General features: G+C 62.1%; 18 protein-coding genes. 7 read left to right on the forward strand and 11 right to left on the reverse strand.

The features are described from left to right. Positions 1–181 precede the first annotated feature (181 nt). A complete protein-coding gene (locus tag B3B04_RS00870) occupies positions 182–1,150 on the forward strand; it encodes a complex I NDUFA9 subunit family protein (protein ID WP_292038832.1) in 969 nt (322 codons plus the stop codon). Positions 1,151–1,233: 83 nt separating this feature from the next. Here the strand turns inward: B3B04_RS00870 and B3B04_RS00875 are convergent, their stop codons facing one another. Then, positions 1,234–2,040: an undecaprenyl-diphosphate phosphatase gene (locus tag B3B04_RS00875; protein WP_292038834.1), complete on the reverse strand. Its 807-nt coding sequence runs from the start codon at positions 2,038–2,040 to the stop codon at positions 1,234–1,236. A gap of 134 nt (positions 2,041–2,174) precedes the next feature. Here B3B04_RS00875 and B3B04_RS00880 point away from each other — a divergent pair, with 134 nt between their 5' ends. The 3 genes from B3B04_RS00880 (at position 2,175) to queG (ending at position 5,061) form a co-directional block, all read left to right on the forward strand. Continuing rightward, on the forward strand, positions 2,175–3,158 hold the full coding sequence (locus tag B3B04_RS00880; protein WP_292038836.1) for a cation diffusion facilitator family transporter: 984 nt from the start codon (positions 2,175–2,177) through the stop codon (positions 3,156–3,158). 69 nt (positions 3,159–3,227) lie between these two features. Further along, positions 3,228–3,914 (forward strand): glutathione S-transferase family protein, encoded by a 687-nt coding sequence (locus B3B04_RS00885; protein ID WP_292038837.1) that lies wholly within the window; start codon positions 3,228–3,230, stop codon positions 3,912–3,914. A 25-nt stretch (positions 3,915–3,939) separates the two neighbouring features. Next, a complete protein-coding gene (gene queG / locus B3B04_RS00890; RefSeq protein WP_292038838.1) occupies positions 3,940–5,061 on the forward strand; it encodes a tRNA epoxyqueuosine(34) reductase QueG in 1,122 nt (373 codons plus the stop codon). A 36-nt stretch (positions 5,062–5,097) separates the two neighbouring features. Here the strand turns inward: queG and B3B04_RS00895 are convergent, their stop codons facing one another. Continuing rightward, positions 5,098–5,649 carry an FKBP-type peptidyl-prolyl cis-trans isomerase gene (locus B3B04_RS00895; protein ID WP_292038839.1) on the reverse strand — a complete coding sequence of 184 codons (552 nt, stop codon included), beginning with the start codon at positions 5,647–5,649 and terminating at the stop codon, positions 5,098–5,100. Beyond that, positions 5,630–6,832, reverse strand: coding sequence for a threonine ammonia-lyase (locus B3B04_RS00900; protein ID WP_292038856.1), 1,203 nt, complete (start codon positions 6,830–6,832; stop codon positions 5,630–5,632). Before B3B04_RS00900 ends, B3B04_RS00895 begins: the two co-directional genes overlap by 20 nt. A 159-nt stretch (positions 6,833–6,991) precedes the next feature. On the opposite strand from B3B04_RS00900, the gene B3B04_RS00905 reads away from it, so the two are divergent. Next, positions 6,992–7,525 (forward strand): hypothetical protein, encoded by a 534-nt coding sequence (locus B3B04_RS00905; protein ID WP_292038858.1) that lies wholly within the window; start codon positions 6,992–6,994, stop codon positions 7,523–7,525. Positions 7,526–7,637: 112 nt separating this feature from the next. After that, positions 7,638–7,955, forward strand: a complete 318-nt coding sequence (locus B3B04_RS00910) for a hypothetical protein (protein WP_292038860.1) — start codon at positions 7,638–7,640, stop codon at positions 7,953–7,955. An 11-nt stretch (positions 7,956–7,966) separates the two neighbouring features. Here B3B04_RS00910 and B3B04_RS00915 read toward each other — a convergent pair whose 3' ends face one another. The 3 genes from B3B04_RS00915 to B3B04_RS00925 all read right to left on the reverse strand — a co-directional run bounded on the left by B3B04_RS00915 (position 7,967) and on the right by B3B04_RS00925 (position 8,718). Next, the gene (locus tag B3B04_RS00915) at positions 7,967–8,173 is read right to left on the reverse strand and encodes a hypothetical protein (protein WP_292038862.1); all 207 of its coding nucleotides are present in this window, start codon (positions 8,171–8,173) and stop codon (positions 7,967–7,969) included. Beyond that, complete coding sequence (locus B3B04_RS00920) at positions 8,173–8,514, reverse strand: RidA family protein (RefSeq protein ID WP_292038863.1); 342 nt, start codon at positions 8,512–8,514, stop codon at positions 8,173–8,175. The genes B3B04_RS00915 and B3B04_RS00920 overlap by 1 nt, the downstream gene beginning before the upstream one ends. Before the next feature lie 63 nt (positions 8,515–8,577). Continuing rightward, positions 8,578–8,718, reverse strand: a complete 141-nt coding sequence (locus B3B04_RS00925; protein ID WP_292038864.1) for a hypothetical protein — start codon at positions 8,716–8,718, stop codon at positions 8,578–8,580. A 139-nt stretch (positions 8,719–8,857) separates the two neighbouring features. Here B3B04_RS00925 and B3B04_RS00930 point away from each other — a divergent pair, with 139 nt between their 5' ends. Continuing rightward, the gene (locus B3B04_RS00930) at positions 8,858–9,289 is read left to right on the forward strand and encodes an SRPBCC domain-containing protein (protein ID WP_292038865.1); all 432 of its coding nucleotides are present in this window, start codon (positions 8,858–8,860) and stop codon (positions 9,287–9,289) included. Between the two features lie 38 nt (positions 9,290–9,327). On the opposite strand, the gene B3B04_RS00935 is transcribed toward B3B04_RS00930, so the two are convergent. From B3B04_RS00935 to B3B04_RS00955, 5 genes are all read right to left on the reverse strand, one after another. Further along, complete coding sequence (locus B3B04_RS00935; RefSeq protein ID WP_292038868.1) at positions 9,328–10,302, reverse strand: type II secretion system F family protein; 975 nt, start codon at positions 10,300–10,302, stop codon at positions 9,328–9,330. 12 nt (positions 10,303–10,314) lie between these two features. After that, positions 10,315–11,295 carry a type II secretion system F family protein gene (locus B3B04_RS00940; protein ID WP_292038870.1) on the reverse strand — a complete coding sequence of 327 codons (981 nt, stop codon included), beginning with the start codon at positions 11,293–11,295 and terminating at the stop codon, positions 10,315–10,317. A gap of 6 nt (positions 11,296–11,301) precedes the next feature. Then, positions 11,302–12,846, reverse strand: coding sequence for a CpaF family protein (locus tag B3B04_RS00945; RefSeq protein WP_292038872.1), 1,545 nt, complete (start codon positions 12,844–12,846; stop codon positions 11,302–11,304). A 2-nt stretch (positions 12,847–12,848) separates the two neighbouring features. Continuing rightward, positions 12,849–14,339, reverse strand: coding sequence for an AAA family ATPase (locus tag B3B04_RS00950; RefSeq protein ID WP_292038874.1), 1,491 nt, complete (start codon positions 14,337–14,339; stop codon positions 12,849–12,851). 264 nt (positions 14,340–14,603) lie between these two features. Then, complete coding sequence (locus B3B04_RS00955) at positions 14,604–15,284, reverse strand: CpaD family pilus assembly protein (RefSeq protein WP_292038875.1); 681 nt, start codon at positions 15,282–15,284, stop codon at positions 14,604–14,606. Positions 15,285–15,288: the final 4 nt, after the last annotated feature.

Raw genomic sequence — 15,288 nt, forward strand, 5'->3', positions numbered from 1 at the left:
GACATGTCGATGCGCCCAAAGCGGACGTAAAGCTGCGACCATCCCGCTTTTGCCACCGTCTAAGGTCTTGCATGGGCCGCCATCCGTTGCGGCCTTGGCCCGCATCGGTTAAGGCCACCGCATAGGATTTACCCTCCGCAGGCTTAGGCTGGCGGAGCTTGGTGTTGGAGCACTGAGTTTTATGGCTGAACTTGCCCCCGGTCTGGTGACGATCTTTGGCGGCTCGGGCTTTGTGGGTGCCCAGGTGGCCCGCGCTATGGCCCGTCGCGGTTGGCGCGTGCGTATTGCCGTGCGCCGTCCGGCGCTGGCCCATGAACTGCGTATGGCTGGCGATGTCGGTCAGGTGCAGCTGACCCGTTGCGACATCAACAAAAAGGAAGAGGTTGCCGAAGCCCTGATCGGGGCCGACGTGGCGATCAATCTGGTGGGCATTCTGGCCGAGACGGGTCGTCGCAAATTCGATGCCCTGCACGTTGAAGGCAGCTACAATATTGCCGAAGCGGCTGCCGCTGCCGGCGTGAAGCAACTGGTGCAAATGTCGGCTATCGGTGCCGATGCTGACAGCAAGGCCGACTATGCCCGCACCAAGGGCGAGGCCGAGATCGTGGTCCGCCAGCTGTTCCCGCAGGCAGTCATCGTGCGTCCGTCGATCATCTTCGGCATGGAAGACAACTTCCTGAACCGCTTTGCCGCCATGGCAACCCGTTCGCCCTTCCTGCCGCTGATCGGCGGCGGCGAGACCCGCATCCAGCCGGTCAGCGTCGGCGACGTGGCCGAGGCCGTGGCCGTCGCTGCCACCCGCACCGACGCCGCAGGCGAAACCTATGAGCTGGGCGGCCCTGCCGTTTGGACCATGAAGGAGCTGATGGCCTATATCCTGCGCGAGACGGGCCGCGATCGCTTCCTGCTGCCGCTGCCCTTCCCCGTTGCGCGTATGATCGGCGCCGTCGCCCAGATTCCTGCCGCCATCGGTCTTACTCCGATGCTGACGGTCGATCAGGTCAACATGCTGGAAACCGACAATGTGGTGACCGAAGGTGCCAAGGGTCTGGCCGATCTGGGCATCGAGCCTACCGGTGTTCAGGCCGTGGCCAAGGGCTATCTGTGGCGCTACCGCGTCGGCGGCCAATATGCCGAGATCGAAGCCTGAGGGCTTCAACCCTCCTGCCCCAATAAGAAAAGCCCCTCCGAGCGATCAGAGGGGCTTTTTCATGGCCTTGGACATGCGCGGGTCTAGAAGCCGCCCGTCACGGCCAGACCGATCAGGCCCGCCACACCGACGATGATCCGCCACCAGGCGAACAGGCCAAAACCGCGCTTGGAAACGAAATCCAGAAGGAAGCGCACCACCAGCAGGCCTGCCAGAAACGCGGTCACGAACCCGATCACGATCAGGCCGATATCGTCAAAGTTCAGATTTGCGCGGTTCTTGAACAGATCAAAAAAGACCGCGCTGCCCATGGTCGGCAGGGCCAGAAAAAAGCTGAACTCGGCCGCCGCGCGCTTGTTGGTGCCCAGCAGCAGGCCACCCGCAATCGTGGCCCCTGAACGGGACACACCCGGGATCATGGCCATGCACTGTGCCAGCCCGATCAGGAAATAGACCCGGATCGGGAATTTGTCCGCATCCAGATAAACCGGCACCTTTTTCATCCGGTCCAGCCACAACAGCAAGAAGCCACCGATAATCAGGGCCACACAGATAACCAGCGGCGTCTCGAACAGCACATTCTTGATAAAGCCGTAGGCAGTGAATCCGATCACCACCGCCGGTGCAAAGGCCACCAGCAGGCCGATCAGAAAACGGCGCGCCTCTTCATCACTGCGCCAATGGGTCGCCAGATACCACAGCTTGCGAAAGTACAGGCTGATGATGGCCAGCAGCGCGCCCAGCTGGATAACGATCTCGAAGGTCTTGCCCTTGCTTTCGAACCCGATGAAGTGGCCCAGCAGAAGCAAGTGTCCGGTCGAGGAGACAGGGATGAACTCGGTCAGCCCCTCGACAATGCCCATGATGATGGCGATCAGCCAGTCAGCCATTTTTTCTCTCGAAACTGGTACCCTGCAACGACAGGGGGAATGTGCGCCACACTTCCTTAAAGACCCGTCAGTCGCGCCGCCATGGGTCAATGTGCCTTTTGCACGAAATAGCCAGCATGTTACTTAACGGGACCATGACCTCCCCAGCATCCGACCCCCATCACATTACGCGCCGTATCACCACCTTGAGTGTCGCGGTGGCGATTGTGCTGATTGTGCTCAAGTCATTTGCTTTGGGTGCCTCCGGTTCGGTGTCGATCATGGCCAGCCTGACAGACTCGGCGCTGGACCTGATTGCCTCTCTAGCCACCTTTTTCGCAGTGCGCTGGGCCGCCGCCGATCCGGATGCGGAGCATCGCTATGGCCACGGCAAGGCCGAGGGGCTGGCCTCTCTGGTTCAGTCGGGCATCGTGCTGGCGTCGGCCTTCTTCATCGGCTTCGAGGCCATCAAGGGCATGATCCGCCCCGAACAGGTGACGGGGGGCATGTGGGCGATTGGAGTAATGGCTGTCTCCATGGCCGTTACCGGTTGGCTGATCTGGCAACAGGGTCGCGCGATCAAGCAGACAGGTTCGCTGGCTGTCGAAGGTGACCGCGCCCATTATGCCGCCGATCTGGCCGCCAACTTTGTAGTGCTGATCGGTGTCGGCTCGGGCGCGCTGCTGAATGCACCGGGGCTGGATGCTCTGGCCGGTCTGGTCGTGGCCATCTGGTTGGCGTGGGGGGCCATCGGCCTGCTTCGTAAATCGGCAGACCATCTGATGGACGGGGTCGCCCCCGCCGAGGAACGCAACACTGTCGTCGCGCTGGTGCTGGAGGATGACCGCATCAGCAATGTCCACCAGTTGCGTACCCGCAAGGCAGGACAGGTGCTGATGGTGCAGATGCACGTCGATCTAGACGGTCGACTTTCGCTGAAAGACGCCCACGACATTGTGGCCGCCGCAGAACGCCGCGTCATGGCGGCCTTTCCGCGCGTGGACATCATCATCCATGCCGATCCCGCCCTGAACAGTCTGTCCGGCGATGCCGACATGGCCGCGCCGGAGCCGGCCGCCGATGCCACTTCCGACCTGATCACCGATGCCGAAGCGTCAGCGAAAGGGCCGTGGGGCTAGTCGAAAAACTTGCGCGCAGCGGTTGCGGTAAACACAGTCTTAACGCACGCCATGCATGGATAAGGGCCCATGTCCGCGCCCGCCGTTCTGTATCATTTCAACTTTCACCCCGCCTCGCGCGCCGCGCGATTGGCGCTGGGCGAAGCCAAGGTGGATTGGGGCGAGGAAATCGTCCGCCCGTGGGAAGCCGACTGCCCTCTCTTCGACCTCAACCCGTCCGGCATGCCGCCCGTGCTTAAGGTGAACGAGCGCGGACGCGACATCCATCTGTGCGAACTGGACGCCATTCTGGGCTGGATCGAAGATCGCAGTCGCGGTGAGTTGCTGCTGTCGTCCGATGTGATGGAACGCGCCGAGGCCCGCCGTCTGGCCACGTGGTTCGCGCGCCGCTTTTCCGATGATGTGGATTCCGTCCTGCTGCATGAGCGGGTTGAGAAGCCGCTGCTCAAGCTCGGCTCGCCCGACGCGCGCCAACTGCGCGAGGGCCGCGAGGCGCTGAAGGATCATCTGGCCATGCTGGAAGGTCTGGCCTCGGCACGCGAATGGCTGGCCGGTCGCCGCATGTCGCAGGCCGACCTGATCGCCGCAGGCCATCTGTCGGTGCTGGACTATTTCGGAGAGATGCCGTGGGGCATCGTACCGTCGCTCAAGGACTGGTACTCCAAGATCAAGTCGCGCCCCAGTTTCCGGACCCTGCTGTCGGACCGTTTCCGTGGGGTGGCACCGGCCAGCTGGTACACCGATCTCGACTTCTGAGCCTTTAGGCGGCAAACCCTCGGCCATGGCCGCCGATCCGCGCATCTTTATCCGCAAACGCGCCGCCGAACTGGGGTTCGACGCGTGCCGCTTTGCGTCGGCGGCCGAGCCGTGGAGCGCAGGCGAGAAGCTGGCCCTTTTCGTGGGTGAAGGCCGCCATGGCGAGATGGCATGGATGGAAACGACGCTGGAGCGCCGCAGCCACCCCACCGCCATGTGGGACGGGGCCAAGAGCGCCATCGTACTGGCCATGAACTATGGCCCCGATCAGGACCCGCGCCCCGAACTGGAGGCTGGATCGGACGGCTATATCTCGGTCTATGCGCGCGGCGATGACTATCACGAGGTCATCAAGGGACGGCTGAAGATACTGGCCGGACAGATCGCCGCGCGGTTGGGTCAGGAAGTGAAGGTGTTTGTCGACACCGCGCCCCTGATGGAAAAGCCGCTGGCTGCCCGTTCGGGCATGGGCTGGCAGGGCAAACACACCAATCTGCTGAGCCGCGATCTGGGCAGCTGGTTCTTCATCGGCACCATACTGACCGCCGCCGAACTGGAACCGGATGAGCCGGTAACCGGAGGATGCGGCAGCTGCACCGCCTGTATGGACGCCTGCCCGACCCATGCCTTTCCGGCCCCCTATCAGATCGATGCGCGGCGATGCCTGTCCTATCTGACGATTGAATACGGCGGCCTGTGGCCGAGCGAGTTCCGCGCCATGACGGGCAACCGCATCTATGGCTGCGATGACTGTCTGGCCGCCTGTCCGTGGAACAAGTTTGCCAAATCCGCCCAGGAAATGCGGCTACAAGCGCGCGACAGCCTGCGCTCGCCGCCTTTGTCCGCTCTCTTGGCGCTGGATGATGCGGCGTTCCGCGCCCTGTTCACCAAGAGCCCGGTCAAACGCATCGGGCGTGACCGCTTTATCCGCAATGTGCTTCATGCAGCGGGCAACTCCGGCGACCACAGCCTGATCCCTCATGTCGAGAGCTTGCTGGATGATCTGGCACCCGTTGTGCGGGGCACCGCCATCTGGGCCCTGCGCCAGCTTGATCCGGCGCGGTTCGAGCATCTGCGCCGCGACCGCGAAGGCATGGAAGGCGACATCGCCGTTCAGGCCGAGTGGCGGCCCGCAATCCACCCATAAAAAGACGGGCCGGATGAACCGGCCCGCTTCAATCTATCAGCCGTTGGCCTGACGCACGCTGTTGCGCTCGCCACCCGGAACAGCGGCCACATCCAGCATCTTCAGGCGGAAGACCAGCACGGAGTTGGCCGGTATCGGACCGGCCTGACGGTCGCCATAGCCCAATGCGGGCGGCAAATAGAGCAGCCATTCATCGCCCGGCTTCATCAGTTGCAGGGCTTCGGTCCAGCCCGGCACCACAGCGTCTGGCGAGAAGACCGCAGGCGTCCCGCGTTCAAACGAAGAGTCGAACACAGTGCCGTCGGTCAGCGTGCCCTCATAATGGACGCGCACCAGATCATTGCTGTCCGGCGAGGTGCCACCGGCGGGGCCGGATTCAACCACCTTATATTGCAGGCCCGATGGCGTGGTGACGACGCCCTCTTCCTTGCCGTTCTTGATCAGGAATTCCTGAGCGGCCTTTTGCGCCTCTTCGTCGGCGACCGCAGGCGCGCCGGCATTATCGTTGCGGCCACACGAAGCGGCAACCGTGCCCAGCGCCAGAATGGCAACGGCCGTCAGTGCGGGCTTAGCCCATGCGAAGTTCATAACCCTTGTCCTTCAAGGCTTGACCAATGTCTTCGGCGTGGCGGGCATCGCGGGTCTCGACCATGATGTCGAACTCTGCCCCCTTGGCCGGCACGTCCAGTGCGAGGCGGTTGTGAACCACATCTATGATGTTCCCGCCAAGCCCCCCGATGACAGCCGCCATGGCCGACAGCATGCCCGGGCGGTCATCACCCAGTATGCGATAGACGATCAGGCGCTTCTCGCGGACCATTTCGCGGTTCAGCACCACAGCCAGCATGCGCGCGTCGATATTGCCGCCGGTCAGCTCGATGCCGATCTTCATCCCCTTGAAGCGATCCTTATTGGCCAGAATGGCAGCAAGGCCTCCGGCCCCTGCCCCCTCGGCCACGGTCTTTTCAAGGGTCGCCAGCAGGGCCACGCCCTTTTCGAAATCCGCCTCTTCGCAAACGAAAACCTCGTCGACCAGCGGGTCAGCCAGCTTGAAAGGAATGTCGCCCACAGCCTTAATGGCGATGCCCTCGGCAATGGTCTGTCCGGTGCAGACCGGCGGCTCGCCCCGGCGACGGGCGGTAAAAGACGGATAGCGGGCCGCCTCGACACCGAAGATCTTGATGTCGGGCTTCATGCCCTTGGCGGCGATGGCGGTACCGGCGATCAGGCCTCCACCTCCGATCGGCACAATTAGGGCATCGAGGTCCGGCGCATCTTCCAGAAACTCCAGCCCGCACACGCCCTGACCGGCGACAATGCCCGCATCGTCAAAGGCCGAGACGAAGATGAAGCCCTTTTCGTCGCGCAGGCGGTGGGCCTCTTCGGTCGAGCCGGAAAAGTCCAGGCCGTGGATGACCACATTGGCCCCGTGGGCGCGCGTGCCGTCCACCTTCACGAAAGGGGTACCCTCGGGCATGACGATGGTGACCGGCACGCCCAGTCGGCCACCGTGATAGGCCAGAGCCTGCGCATGGTTGCCCGCCGAGGCCGCGACGACACCGCGCTTTCTCTCTTCGGGTGTCAGTTGCAGCAGGCGGTTCAGCGCGCCACGCTCCTTGAACGATCCGGTAAAGTGCAGGTTGTCGAACTTGATCCAGATGTCCGCACCGGTCAGTTGCGACAAGCGGCGCGAATAGCGCACCGGCGTGCGGTCAACCTGACCTGCGATTCGTTGTTGCGCGGCAATGATATCGTCGAAACTTACGCTCATGGGGTCTGCGAGGCTTCCTAATGGGGGCGACCGTGGCATGATAGTTCACGCAACGGAACGGTGACCGCCAGTTGTGACGCACACCGCCGTTCCCCACAAGCTTGACACCGCCCAGCCGCAAAGGCCATGCCGATGGAAGACATTCACGGAGGCACCCCGATGACGATCCGCGCAACCCTCGAGAACAGCCGCAACCGCGCCTTGCTGACATTGGCCGGTGCCGCTGCCCTGCTGGCGGCCTGCGCCACCGCACCAATGACCACACCTGCTCCGGCAGCCTCCAGCGCCTTCAGCGTCGAACAGTTCGGCTGGTCGGCCGCCGCTGGCCAGAACAGCATCGAGGGCCAGATCGCCAGCGGCGACAATGGCGTACCGTTCGCCTGCATCGGATCGGCCGGATTGACGCCGGACACTCCGTATACCCGCGCCCGCTTCCAGACGCTTTACGGCTCGACCGACCGCGCCCAGTTGCCCGCCGCCGTGGTGCGTGCCCGTACCGTCGAGGATGCGCAGGCCGATTATCGCAGCTTCGTGCGTTCGGAAGCTTGTGAAGCCAACCGTTTCACTTTCCACAATCTGCCGGAAGGCAGCTGGTTCGTGATCGTGCCGGTGAAGGCCGGTGACGGAGACGTGACTGTGCTGATGCGCCGCGTGCAAACCCGTGGCAATCGCGCCGTCCAACTGAGCCTGTAAACGCTTCGTCCGTCAAAGGACAAAACACCATCACGCGGGGGCCATGTTTCGGCCTTACCGATCGGCAGTGTGGGACGCGCCCTTTCCAGTCGCGGTGCGGGAGCGTTCCACCTTGTCGCAACACAATATTATCGGTTCCGAAGCTTTTGACGGACGACGCTATATTATCGTGCGTCAGGTCCGGTCAGGGATTGGCCGCCGTCGTCGCCGTCCCGCGTTGGTTCTGACCATCGTCGCGATCATGGCCCTTTTGGCCGGTGCTACCGTGGCTGTTTTTGCTTTGGCCCCGTTGCTGGCACAGAACAACGCCCCTGCCGCAACGCTTGAGCCCTCAGACATGCGCGATCAAATGCGCATGCAACCTGTGGTGCCAACAGAGGAGGCTACGGCTCAGCCCTCTGAGACGCCGCAGGCCTCGCCGGCGGCCTGAGGCCCCTAAGCCTAGTTCAGCTTAAGTTTGGCTTCCAGCAAACGGATACGGCGGTCCATATCGGCCACCTGATCGTTGAGACGCTGGGCCTCGGACTTCATGTCGACGGGCGTGCCGTCGTCATAGTGCAGCTGTGCACCCTTCTCGATCAGATCGAGGCGATAAAGCGCAGTGACACGCGTCGCGCGAAAGCGCTCCAGTTCCGAACGATCATCCATCAGACAGCCGCCGTCACGATGATTTCAACACGGTATTCGGGGGCCGCCAGCTTGGCCTCACCGGTGGCGCGCGCCGGGGGATTCTCCGGATCAACCCAGGCGTCCCAGACGCTGTTCATAGTCTCGAAGTCCGCCATATCGGCCAGCCAGATAGTCGCCATCAAAATTTTGGACTTGTCGCTACCGACCTCCGCCAGCAAGGCTTCGACCTCGGCCAGAGCGGTGCGGGTCTGGGCCGCCACATCTTCGTGGGGTTCGCCGACCTGACCCGCCAGATACACGACACCATTGTGGACCACGGCCTGGCTCATCCGGTGGTCTTTTTGAAAGCGCTGGATCATGGTCTGCTCTGAACGGAACGCGAAATGGATGGGGCTGCACTTAGCCCCGCAGTCGTCGGACCGCTAGAGGAATTCCAGCGCCAGATAGGTTAAACCGAACACCAGCGCAAAGACCACCAACAAGGTCAGCATGTTCCCGCCACGGCGCGGTCGCGGGCGACGCGGATAGGGATCGGGTGGTAAATCGATCGGTATGCGGCTCATGGCAACGCTCCAATATCGTGCGTGTTTACCTTCGAACGCTCCAGCTACGGTTGTGATCCCAAAGGGTTTAGAATGGATTTCATTGGCCCGCGCCCCATGCCCTCTTCCGTCACAAGCGAGAGCGTGTCACATCCACACTATGGAAACGACCCGCATCGAGAACCGCATTGGCGTTCGCGCCCCGGCAGAAAAAATCTGGGACGCCCTTGCTGATCTGGAAAACTGGCACCGCTGGAATCCGTTCGAGACCAACCTCAGGGGCAAGCTGGGCTTTAGCGCGCCCCTAACCTTCGAGGAGAACTTCCCGTCTGTCGGCCAGCGTCAGGTCCAGGCTACGATTGGTGAATGGGAACCCTGCGGCCAGCTTTTGTGGTCCGAAAACCGCGGCTTTCTGTTCCGTTCGATCCGCTATTACGAGATCGAATCTCTGGAAACCAACGCCTGCGTGGTGACCAACGGCATTCTGTTCGCCGGCCTGCGCGGCGAGATGTACCACGACAAGCATCGCGGCAAGATCAGGCCGCATCTGATGACCATCAACGAGAATCTAAAGGCCTTTGTGGAGGTCTGACCGAAAAGGGCCTCCCATCGGGAGGCCCTTTTTTGCACTCATGACATCATATCCAAGATGCTGATGACCGCTGGGGTCATGATGACCACGAACAGAACCGGCAGGAAGAAGATAATCATTGGAACGGTCAGCTGGGCCGGCAGGGCGGCGGCCTTTTTCTCCGCAGCAGCAAGACGCAGATCACGATTTTCCTTGGCCATGGTGCGCAGGGCGGTGCTGAGCGGCGTGCCATAGGTTTCGGCTTGGGTCATGGCCGTGGCCACCGACTTGATGCCCGGATGGTTCGTGCGGCGCGCCAGCCCCTCATAGGCCATGCGGCGTTCCGGTAGATAGGACAGCTCTGCCGACATCAGGGTCAACTCTTCGGCCAGTTCTATCGATTGGCTTCCGATTTCCTGACTGACCTTCTGGATCGCGGCTTCGATCGACATGCCCGATTCCACGCAGATCAGAAGCAGGTCGAGCGCATCGGGAAAGGCCTCGACGATCTTGTCGCGGCGTTTTTGAATGCGGTTCGACAGATAGATGTTCGGCGCATAGAAGCCGATGGCGAAGGCGAAGACGACAATGGCCACTTTTATAATAAACGGCCATTCGGCCTGACCGGCGACGATCACATAAATCAAGGCCAGCACGGCCAGCACAAACGGCATGGCAAAGCGGAAGAAGTAGAAGGTGGTCACCGGGCTCTGGCCGCGGAAACCTGCCTGCATAATCTTTTCGTTGACCGTGGGGTCTTCCAGCAGCTTGCTCAGTTGCAGGCGGTCGACGATGCGCTTTTTAAAGCCTTCGTCCGTCTGGCGCAGGGAGACATTCTGGTTTTGCGCCAAGGCCGCGCGCGAGCGGCGACGCAGTTCCTCGCGACGCTCCGCCACGTGCTTGATACGCTTGTCCAGATCATTCCCGCCCGCCAGGCCGCTGAGCAGGGTGAAGACCGAAGCGAAGGCCGCTATGGCAATAAAGACCGTCAGCAGATTCTGCGGGTCGGTCACGAAGCGAATAACGTCACCCATCGTTCCCGTCCCCTAGATCTTGAAGTTGATCATTTTGCGCATGGCCATAATGCCCAACCCCATCCACGCGGCCGAAACCAACAGCATGAAATGCCCGCGGATATCAGTGAACATGGTCATCATATAGCCCGGGCTGCTGATCAGGACGATAATCATAACCAGAGGCGGCAGCGAGCCGATGATGAGGGCAGAGGCCACGGCTTCGGAGGACATGGCCTTGATCTTTTCGCGCATCATCCGGCGCGCCCGCAGCACGGTAGTCAAATTGGTTAAGGCCTCGCCGAGGTTGCCGCCTGTCTTCTGCTGAATGGCAATCACAATGCGAAAGAAGTTTAATTCCGGCGTGGGCATGCGCTCGTACATGCGGTCCAAAGCTTCCGGCAAGGTCTGACCTACGCCCATGGCCTCGGTCAGACGCTGGAACTCCTCGCGCAGAGGCTCGGGGCTTTCGCGGGCGATGATCTTGAAGCAGTCGTTAAGCGGCAGGCCGGTCTTGATACCGCGCACCAGTACGTCCACCGCATCGGCAAACGAACTCTGGAACTTCTTGATCCGCTTCTTGCCCAGGAAAGACAGGATGAAGCGCGGCAGGCCCAAGCCCGCTGCGATGGCGGCACCCAGAGCCAGTAAGATGTTGGCCCCCAGTACCAGCGGAAGCAGCAGGCCAACGATGCCGAACACTACACTGATGATCACATAGGTACGCATCGACCACGACAGGCCAGCCTGACGAATTTTGGCCGAGATGCTGGTGCGGGCCTTGCGCCCCTGACGCTCGGCGTCCTTCAGCTGGGCCATGATCTGCTTGCGGCGCGTCTCGGGCGAGTTGGCGTCCTTGGCCCCTGCCCGCCCCTTTGTGCCGCTGGTGGGATTGCTGGAGGCGATGGCTTTCGCGCGCTTGACGCCCGAGTCGCCGTCGTCGCCGCCGACCAGAACCCAGCCAAGGCCGGCGATCACCACAAAGCCCAGAAAAGCCGCCAGATACATCATCATCAGCGCTTACTCCGCAGCGTCCAGCGCATCGGCCAGTTCGCGCTCCAGGCCGTAATAACGGGCGCGGTCCCAGAAGCGGGGGCGGGCAATACCGGTCGAGCGGTGGCGGCCACTGATGCGGCCGGCGGCGTCTTCGCCCTGAATGTCATAGACGAACAGGTCCTGCGTCACGATCACATCGCCTTCAAGGCCAACGACCTCGGTCACATGGGTGATGCGGCGTGAGCCGTCACGCAGACGGGCGGCCTGGATGATGATGTCGATCGAGCCGACGATCATCTCGCGGATCGTCTTGGACGGCAGGCCATAACCGCCCATGGTGATCATGGATTCCATACGGCTAATGGCTTCGCGCGGGCTGTTGGCGTGAAGCGTGCCCATCGAGCCGTCGTGACCGGTGTTCATGGCCTGAAGCAAGTCGAAGGCTTCTGGGCCACGAACTTCGCCGACGATGATGCGTTCAGGGCGCATACGCAGACAGTTCTTGACCAGATCGCGCATGGTGATCTGGCCCTGCCCCTCGAGGTTCGGCGGGCGGGTTTCCAGACGCACCACGTGTGGCTGTTGCAGTTGCAGTTCGGCGGCGTCCTCACAGGTGATGACGCGCTCGGTCGGATCGATGAAGGCGGTCATCGTGTTCAGCAAGGTGGTCTTACCCGAACCCGTACCGCCCGAAATCAGCACGTTACAGCGCGAGGCCCCGATCACGCCAAGCACCCGCGCACCATCGGCGCTGATGGAGCCGAACTCCACCAAATCGCGCATCGTCAACTTATCTTTTTTGAACTTACGAATGGTCAGGGTCGGACCATCGATGGCCAGCGGCGGCGCGATCACGTTCACACGCGAGCCGTCGGGCAGACGCGCGTCACAGATGGGCGAGCTTTCGTCCACGCGACGGCCCACCTGCGACACGATGCGCTGGCAGATGTTCATCAGCTGGCCGTTGTCACGGAAGCGCACATTGGTCAGCTGGACCTTGCCGCCCACTTCGATGAAGACGCGGTTGGCACCGTTCACCATGATGTCGGCGATGTCGTCGCGCGCCAGCAGCGGTTCCAGCGGGCCATAGCCCAGCACATCATTGACGATGTCCTGAACCAGATGCTCCTGCTCGGCCACCGACATGGAGACGTTCTTGATCGCCACCAGTTCGGCGACGATGTCGCGGATTTCTTCCTGCGCGGTCTTCTGGTCCAACTGGGCCAGTTGCGACAAGTCGATGGTGTTCATCAGCGCATTGAAGATGGTGGTCTTCGTGGCGTGATAATAGTCGCTCTGTTCACGGACGATTTCCGTGACAGCCTGTGCCTTCTTGATCTGTTCGAGACCAGCGGTCTTGCGCGGACCGGCGCGCTTTTCGACGGCAGGCTGCGGGGCCGCGCCTTCCAGATCTTCCAGTCCGAAACCATCGATGCCAGCGGGCTTGCGCTCGGCCTTGGGGGCCGGGGCGGGGGAGTCTCCCAATATCGGAGAGTCAGCCTCGGTGACCGCTTCGACCGGAGCCGCTGCGGGCTTGGACAGACTGGAGGGCTGGCGCTTGCCGAACATGATTATTTTTTCCGGAACAGGCTCGCAAAGCCCGGCAGACGTCCCTTCACAGGAGCGGTCGGCATTTGACGCTGGGTCACGATCTGGGCCAGCGTTTCAAAGGCTTCGGCGGGTTTGGTCTTGGCGCCGCTGTCCAGAACCATTTGGCCGTTATTGGCTGCGGCCCCGAAGATTTTTGCGTCAAAGGGAATGCTGAGGCACGGATGGATGCCCAGCGCCTGACCAAATTCCTTGGCCGGGATTTCCGGGCGGCCCGGCATGCCGACCTGATTGAGCACCACGCGCGGCGGGGCATCATTCGGGCGGGCCTGACGGATCAGGTCCAACAGGTTCTTGGCATTGCGCAAAGAGGCCAGATCAGGCGTGGCAACCACCACCACCTCATCGGCAGAGATCAGCTGGCCGCGCATCCAGCCCGACCACAGATGCGGCAGGTCCAGCACCACAAACGGGGCAGTATTGCGGATGCGGCTAGTCACCTCGTCAAAGGCGTCGGCCTCGATTTCCCAGTCGGTATCCAGAGTGGCGGGGGCGGCGAACAGGCTGAGCTTGTCCGTGCAGCGCACCATCATGCGGTCCAGCAGAGTGTTATCCAGACGCTCGGGCTGGCTGAGAGCATCGGCGACGCCACCCAGCGGGTCCTGGTTGAAGTTCAGACCCGAGGTACCGAACGGAAGGTCATAGTCGACGATGACGGTGTTCACGCCGATCCGCTCTGACATCGCAAAGGCGGTATTGTGGGCGACCGACGAGGCACCGGCCCCGCCTCGTGCGCCGACAAAGGCGATCGTCCGGCCCATAAAGGGCTGATCGGGATCGGTGAACAGACCACCAATGGCCGCGATCAGTTGCAGCGGCTGGATCGGCGCGACCATATATTCGCTGACGCCGCGCCGCATCAGTTCGCGGTACAGCAGGATGTCGTTTGCAGCCCCGACGACCAGTACCTTGGTGCCCGCATCGCAGACCTCGGCCAGCTGGTCGATCTCTTCCAGCAGGGTCCGCGCGTCCTTCATACATTCCACGAGGATCAAAGGCGGGGTCGGCTCTGACTGATAGGTTTCTATCGCGGCCTGAATACCACCCACACGCACCTGAGTGGTCGCGCGAGACATGCGGCGATCCTGTGCGGCGCGCTCGGCGGCGGCCAGCGTGTCCTGACGCTCGGCATAGATGTGAATGGCTATGCGCGGAATGGCGACCTCGACAGCGTCGCCGTCGAAAGCCAGCCCTGCGGCTCCAACCGGCACCGGCATGGTGGTCGCCGGCTCGGGCTTGGCGGCATTATTGGGATCGATGGCCTGGATCACAGGTTCGTCCACCGCCTTGGCCTCGGGGCCCGAGTGCAGGACGAAGTTAGGTGATTCAATGAGATCATCCGTACCCGGCAAAGGGGGCGGTAGGTCATTGGCCGGTGCCGAAGTCGGCATCCGCGAAACCTCGGCGTCGCGAGGAAGATCAAAGACAGAGGTCGCAGCAGCTGTAGCAGTCATGTCCACACTCTCGAATCCGTCACCCACCGGTGCCGAAGGCTCCGGCGTCGGGGTCACGGGATTGAAGGCAGCCTCAACTTTACCAAGGGCACTGGCGACAAAATTGATCGTCGGTGCCTCTTCTGGGGACGCAGTTACTGATGCGCTGACCAAGGCGTCAGCGCTTCCCTCTTCCGCCGCAAGATTTTGAATGGTTTCGAGAAAGTCGTCATCGACCTCGAAGCCATCAAGCGGATCAGTTGGAGTCGGGTGGGTGGTCATAGGTTAGTTCACAGCCTCGGAGATGCGGCTGCTTTCAAGCATGGGTTCACGTTGGGAAGAGGTTGGTTGCCCCTGACGATAGGCTTCGAACACCACCGTGCGTCGTTGGGCGTTCGGCGGGGTCATGGTCCGCGGCTGAACGATGTCGCGCGGATCGGCGATCTGGGCGGCCAGATTGGCATTCACGGCGCAACCGAAGTTGGAGCCCACGGCGTTCTCGCCCGTGCGGCTGAGATTGCCCCACTCCGCCCCGCAGCGCGGCACGGCGGCGCGGATAGAGGCAAAGCCAGCCACCACCGGCGCACGGACGTCCGGTGCCGCATAGGTGGTGTACTGGATGTGCTGGGGCGAAATGCCAGCCGCATAGAGTGCCTGCACGATGTTATCGGCCGAACGGCGGGCCACCGGATCATTGCCTTCTGGCAGTTCGACGGTCAGGCCGCTCTGTTCACTGGCGCGATAACGCTGGGCCAGCTGGACCAGCGCCACACGCTGGTTCTCTGACAGACCATTTTCGCGCACGGCCAGAGCGATGCGGTCCTGGTCAGGCTCGACCTGCAACACATAGCGCGACAGGGTGTTGATCGGCGTGGGCTTGTGCATGCCCGCATCGGTGCCGACGCAGGCCGTCAGGGCCAAGGTGCTACCGGCCAGCGCCAGAAGGGTAAGGGATCGGTTCTTCATCGCG

Source organism: Brevundimonas sp. UBA5713, from assembly GCF_002419815.1.
Classification (GTDB): domain Bacteria; phylum Pseudomonadota; class Alphaproteobacteria; order Caulobacterales; family Caulobacteraceae; genus Brevundimonas.

Excerpts from the sequence above, each read along its gene's own strand:
- B3B04_RS00870 (WP_292038832.1), top strand. The coding sequence starts at position 182 with ATGGCTGAACTTGCCCCCGGTCTGGTGACGATCTTTGGCGGCTCGGGC.
- B3B04_RS00875 (WP_292038834.1), bottom strand. The coding sequence starts at position 2,040 with ATGGCTGACTGGCTGATCGCCATCATCATGGGCATTGTCGAGGGGCTG.
- B3B04_RS00880 (WP_292038836.1), top strand. The coding sequence starts at position 2,175 with ATGACCTCCCCAGCATCCGACCCCCATCACATTACGCGCCGTATCACC.
- B3B04_RS00885 (WP_292038837.1), top strand. The coding sequence starts at position 3,228 with ATGTCCGCGCCCGCCGTTCTGTATCATTTCAACTTTCACCCCGCCTCG.
- queG (WP_292038838.1), top strand. The coding sequence starts at position 3,940 with ATGGCCGCCGATCCGCGCATCTTTATCCGCAAACGCGCCGCCGAACTG.
- B3B04_RS00895 (WP_292038839.1), bottom strand. The coding sequence starts at position 5,649 with ATGAACTTCGCATGGGCTAAGCCCGCACTGACGGCCGTTGCCATTCTG.
- B3B04_RS00900 (WP_292038856.1), bottom strand. The coding sequence starts at position 6,832 with ATGAGCGTAAGTTTCGACGATATCATTGCCGCGCAACAACGAATCGCA.
- B3B04_RS00905 (WP_292038858.1), top strand. The coding sequence starts at position 6,992 with ATGACGATCCGCGCAACCCTCGAGAACAGCCGCAACCGCGCCTTGCTG.
- B3B04_RS00915 (WP_292038862.1), bottom strand. The coding sequence starts at position 8,173 with ATGGATGATCGTTCGGAACTGGAGCGCTTTCGCGCGACGCGTGTCACT.
- B3B04_RS00920 (WP_292038863.1), bottom strand. The coding sequence starts at position 8,514 with ATGATCCAGCGCTTTCAAAAAGACCACCGGATGAGCCAGGCCGTGGTC.
- B3B04_RS00925 (WP_292038864.1), bottom strand. The coding sequence starts at position 8,718 with ATGAGCCGCATACCGATCGATTTACCACCCGATCCCTATCCGCGTCGC.
- B3B04_RS00930 (WP_292038865.1), top strand. The coding sequence starts at position 8,858 with ATGGAAACGACCCGCATCGAGAACCGCATTGGCGTTCGCGCCCCGGCA.
- B3B04_RS00935 (WP_292038868.1), bottom strand. The coding sequence starts at position 10,302 with ATGGGTGACGTTATTCGCTTCGTGACCGACCCGCAGAATCTGCTGACG.
- B3B04_RS00940 (WP_292038870.1), bottom strand. The coding sequence starts at position 11,295 with ATGATGATGTATCTGGCGGCTTTTCTGGGCTTTGTGGTGATCGCCGGC.
- B3B04_RS00945 (WP_292038872.1), bottom strand. The coding sequence starts at position 12,846 with ATGTTCGGCAAGCGCCAGCCCTCCAGTCTGTCCAAGCCCGCAGCGGCT.
- B3B04_RS00950 (WP_292038874.1), bottom strand. The coding sequence starts at position 14,339 with ATGACTGCTACAGCTGCTGCGACCTCTGTCTTTGATCTTCCTCGCGAC.
- B3B04_RS00955 (WP_292038875.1), bottom strand. The coding sequence starts at position 15,284 with ATGAAGAACCGATCCCTTACCCTTCTGGCGCTGGCCGGTAGCACCTTG.